Below are 4,405 nucleotides of genomic sequence, written 5' to 3' on the forward strand. Positions count from 1 at the left end.
GAGTTACGTAAACATCGTGATTATCAGTCCGCTTACCATTTCTTGAAACGATTATTTACGACCGATGGTCGTCCCCATTGTTTGGTAACTGACCAATATGGTGGAACTTTAAAAGCCATTAAGCAAGTGATTAAAGACGGCTTATTGGAGAAAGCAAATCACGAATGTTCCAAATATCGCAATAATCTAATTGAGCAAGACCATCGATTCATTAAAAGACATCGGGTTCGCTCAGCTGGTTTTCAAACCATCCGAACTGCCGCTAAAACTTTAGCCGGGGTTGAAGTTGTCTATGCGATTCGAAAAGAAACCCGAAGAAATGGTAGTTTCTTCGGGTTTTCAGTAACCGCTGAATTGAAGCAATTATTGATAGCGTAAGCTGTCAATATCCAAGAAAAGTTAGTTAATGTGCATTTGTTTTAAATTTTGCACCAGAACCCTTTTGAGTATCTTTTTGCTCTAGACTGTGTGACTGGGTTCTAGTGTGGGCATCATATAATTTTATTTTGTGATGTTGTTGATCAGTAAGGTATATATTTTGATTGATCAATGTTAATCCATGTTTAGGATCGCTTTTAATACGAAATACGACTTCTTTTGAGCCAAATGGACTATGGGTTTGTTGGCCATTAATCTGGACATTGTCTTTATTAATATTATAACCGTAGGCACTTCCATTGCTGTTGTTGTACTGAGTGAAAGCACCGCCGCTATAACTGGCAAAGGTGGGCTTTAATTTGCCATATAGGTAAAAAGTAGGTTTTCCATTTTCCATGGCGAAAAATGTATTGTAGATTTTGACATCTTGAATATGCAAGTCATCAAGCTGATTGCTCCAAAAGTTTAGTCCTAAAAACAATAAAATAGTTGCCAACAATAGGCCTAAATACTTTAAAATGCTGATACTTTTTCTGTAAAGAGTGCTTTTCATAATAATATCTTTTCTCAAAAGTTTATCTTGACCTAAGAGCTCGTCAATACTGATATCAAATATTTTACTGAGTAGTATTAATTTATCGATATCGGGATAACTTTTATTTAGTTCCCACTTAGAAGCTGTTTAGTATCTTTTAAGAAGTAGCCTGATAAAAGCTAACGAAACCATCATGAGACTAGTGTTGAGCTTACGCTCACAGTTACGCCATAAACGGTGATAATTTCCCAACCAACTAAATGAACGTTCAATGAGCCACCGTTGGGGGATAACCGAAAATTGGTGTAACTCATTTCTTTTAACGACGATTACCTTGGCTGACGTTAAACTGCTAATCTCATTAGCAAAATTTTGGCCGGTATAACCACTATCAACCATCATGGTTCGAACCAATTTAAACTGCTCTAAATTAAGGGTAACGAGTGCAATCGCCCCGTCACGATCAGTGATGTTAGCCCGGGTAATATGGATCGCTTGCGGGAAGCCATTGATGTCGACGGCTAAATGCCGTTTAATTCCCGAGATCTTCTTGCCACCATCGTAACCCTTATTTTCAGCGGTAGCGGTGTTCTTGATACTTTGGGCATCTAAAATGACGAACGAAGTTCGGGCTGATCGCCCTTGCCTTAATCGTCGATCAGCGACAATTTTTTTAAAACCTGAGTTAATAAAGCTGGTTTATCAGGGGTGGGGGCTTTCGACCAATTCATCCAATAGTAGTAAACAGTGGACCACTTTGGAAAATCAGCCGGCAAATCACGCCAAGTACAACCATTTTTAAGGACATAGAGCATGGCACAGAAGATATCATAAGGATCAATGTGTTTTGGATGAGTTCGTTTTCTTGAAGCTTCCAGATCCTGGCGGATCAAATCGAATTGTTGCCGAGAAATATCGCTTTGGTAATGATGACTAAAATGTTGCATATGATCACCAACTTTTTTGACAGTAGTTTATCAAATTATTGGGTCAAAATCAAAGATACTAAACAGCTTCTAAGGGCGTGTGGCATGCTTTATATTGTAGAATTCATATTTTCCTAAGAAGCGAGAAGCCCAGCATAGCGCTCTTCATTTTTGGTTTGATTGATTGTTTTTGATAAATTTGAATAAGTTAACCTCATCACGATTACTTTTGCCAGTACTATCATCAAAAAAGACAAAGACAAAATAGTGTGTCCCTTGGTGACATGTACTAGCCTTCTTCCATCCACTTAGCAAAATTTGGGGCTTTCGTTTTATCGTAATGGCCATCCTTAGCAACATCAACTGTTTCAGCTGGCACATCCTTAAGTAAATGATGCCAATCTACTTTAGTTGGCACTTTTGCGATAACAATTTCTTGATTATCATTAAGTGAAACAATGACTTCATCGCCTGAACTAATATTGAGCTTTTTACGAAATTCTGACGGTAGAACAAATTGGCCTTTCACGGAAAACCTTTTGGTAATTGTCTTATTTATCATAATTAAAGCCCTCCATAAAGTACCCTTGGGTCTTACTTCATTTAAGATTATATTGGATGAAAGATTTAAAAGTAAAGGGACTTAATTCGACGCTTTATGCAGTTGTTGACATTTTGATCACTGAAGATTTGCCTGGCTCCCCCCAAAAAAACAGTCTTGAACGATGAAGACGTTTGGTATAAACTAGCATTGACGTCTACATATGTAAACTTGCTGACACAATTAGGAGATGGGGATATTGAAGAAGAAAACAGCGTGGATCATCATTGGCGTGATTGTGGCGATTATCGTGGTGGGAAATGTCGGTTGGTTTGTCCATACCCAACAGCATTCACAGTCTTCCAGCTCAAATCGTAGCGGAATGATGGGCAGCTGGAGTGGATCTTCCGGTCATTCGATGATGGGTGGTAACTCATCCGGTCGCGCCCAGCGAAATTCGGATACGGATGTCCCACTCAAAACGGCGACCACTGCAGCGAAAAGATTGGCGGTACCGCCAATCTTAAAGCCGACCAAAAAATCGGGTGATTCGGTTTACTACACATTGAAGGCCGAGGCCGGCACCACAACCTTTAAACCAGGCGTTAAAACGAAGACGATGGGCTATGATGGATCGTACCTCGGACCGACAATTCGTGTCCGTCGGGGGCAAACTGTCCACACTAAGGTGGTTAATCAATTGAACCAACGGACTTCGCTGCACTGGCACGGTGCCCTGGTTCCTGGAAAGGCGGATGGTGGGCCGTTCGAACCAATTGCTGCGGGAAAGACCAAGCAAACCACGTTTAAGGTTGACCAGCAGGCAGCCACCTTGTGGTATCACCCCCACGCCATGGGTACCACCGCCAGTCAGGTATATCACGGCTTGGCGGGTTTCATGTTGGTGGACGACCAGAACAGCCAGAAGTTGAATCTCCCTAAAAAGTACGGTGTTGATGACTTTCCATTGGTCGTTCAGGATCGAACCTTTAGTAAGGCGGGTCAGTTCGACTATCAAGCCGACTACAACGCTGATGGCACCGAAGGCAATACGCTTCTGGTCAACGGGACGCTCAACCCATACATTAACGTAACCACCAATCAGGTGCGGCTGCGACTGCTCAATGGTTCAAATGCCCGCACCTATCATTTCACCTTAAATCATGGCGCCACGATACGCCAAATCGCGACCGATGGTGGATTCCTCAACCAGCCGGTGAAGATGAATCAGATTGATCTGGCACCGGGTCAGCGGGCAGAAGTGGTTGTCAATACCGCTAACGCAACTTCGAAGAACGTGGCTCTACGGACCAACGGGCAGCGGGTTCTGCAACTGCGACTACATTCCAAGCGAACCGGGAGCCGAACATTGCCAGTTAAATTGAATCACCTGACGCCCACCAAGCAGCTGAACCAATTTGGCTTGAAACACCAGACAATTAGTTTTAGCGGCATGGGGCGGATGGTTCGGATTAATGGTCGGGTTTACAATCCCGATCGAATTGACCTGACCGCCAAGCCGCACACCAATCAGATTTGGAACCTCACCAATAACGATTCGATGATGGGCGGCATGGATCATCCGTTTCATATTCACGGTGCCCAATTTCGAATTCTGTCCGTCAACGGTAAACGTCCCTCAGCAGCAGAATCTGGATTAATGGACGTTGTTAACTTGAAGCCTGGTAAGAAAGTCCGCGTTCTAATGAGCTTCCATGATCGTGGCATCTTTGTTTATCACTGTCATAATTTGGAACACGAGGAGAATGGGATGATGGGGCAGGTTAAGGTGGAATAGCGGGCTATTTCTTGTTCGGTCCGCCTTCAAGCCACTTTGATTGACCACCCAATCGTTCGAGACTAAACTGACTCCAAAAGTGAATCGAGGGGAAGGATCATGACAGACAAACCGTTAGTAACCATTTCAATTCCTGCATACAATCTGGGCAGTTACCTTGATAAAACGCTGACCAGCATCGCAAATCAAACCTATCAAAACGGTAGATTGTAAAATTAATCCGAACG

5 protein-coding genes are annotated in these 4,405 nt (G+C 42.8%); 2 read left to right on the forward strand and 3 right to left on the reverse strand.

Translation table 11 applies throughout. From position 1 onward, the window contains the following. Positions 1-378 (forward strand): DDE-type integrase/transposase/recombinase (locus ATN92_RS19810; RefSeq protein ID WP_158106792.1); only part of this gene is annotated, 378 nt, incomplete at its 5' end. A 25-nt stretch (positions 379-403) separates the two neighbouring features. Here the strand turns inward: ATN92_RS19810 and ATN92_RS19805 are convergent. The 3 genes from ATN92_RS19805 to ATN92_RS19795 all read right to left on the reverse strand — a co-directional run bounded on the left by ATN92_RS19805 (position 404) and on the right by ATN92_RS19795 (position 2,401). Continuing rightward, a complete protein-coding gene (locus ATN92_RS19805) occupies positions 404-949 on the reverse strand; it encodes a hypothetical protein (protein ID WP_234032506.1) in 546 nt (181 codons plus the stop codon). Between the two features lie 111 nt (positions 950-1,060). Continuing rightward, positions 1,061-1,860 (reverse strand): IS5 family transposase gene (locus ATN92_RS19800; protein WP_099046409.1). Its coding sequence is split into 2 segments (ribosomal slippage): positions 1,061-1,572 and positions 1,572-1,860, totalling 801 coding nucleotides; the frame shifts between segments, so codons are not numbered across the junction. A 268-nt stretch (positions 1,861-2,128) separates the two neighbouring features. Beyond that, complete coding sequence (locus ATN92_RS19795; RefSeq protein WP_080475008.1) at positions 2,129-2,401, reverse strand: AbrB/MazE/SpoVT family DNA-binding domain-containing protein; 273 nt, start codon at positions 2,399-2,401, stop codon at positions 2,129-2,131. Between the two features lie 229 nt (positions 2,402-2,630). On the opposite strand from ATN92_RS19795, the gene ATN92_RS19790 reads away from it, so the two are divergent. Next, positions 2,631-4,178 carry a multicopper oxidase family protein gene (locus tag ATN92_RS19790; protein ID WP_234032507.1) on the forward strand — a complete coding sequence of 516 codons (1,548 nt, stop codon included), beginning with the start codon at positions 2,631-2,633 and terminating at the stop codon, positions 4,176-4,178. The last annotated feature ends 227 nt before the right edge of the window (positions 4,179-4,405 follow it).

Source organism: Companilactobacillus bobalius, assembly GCF_009764355.1.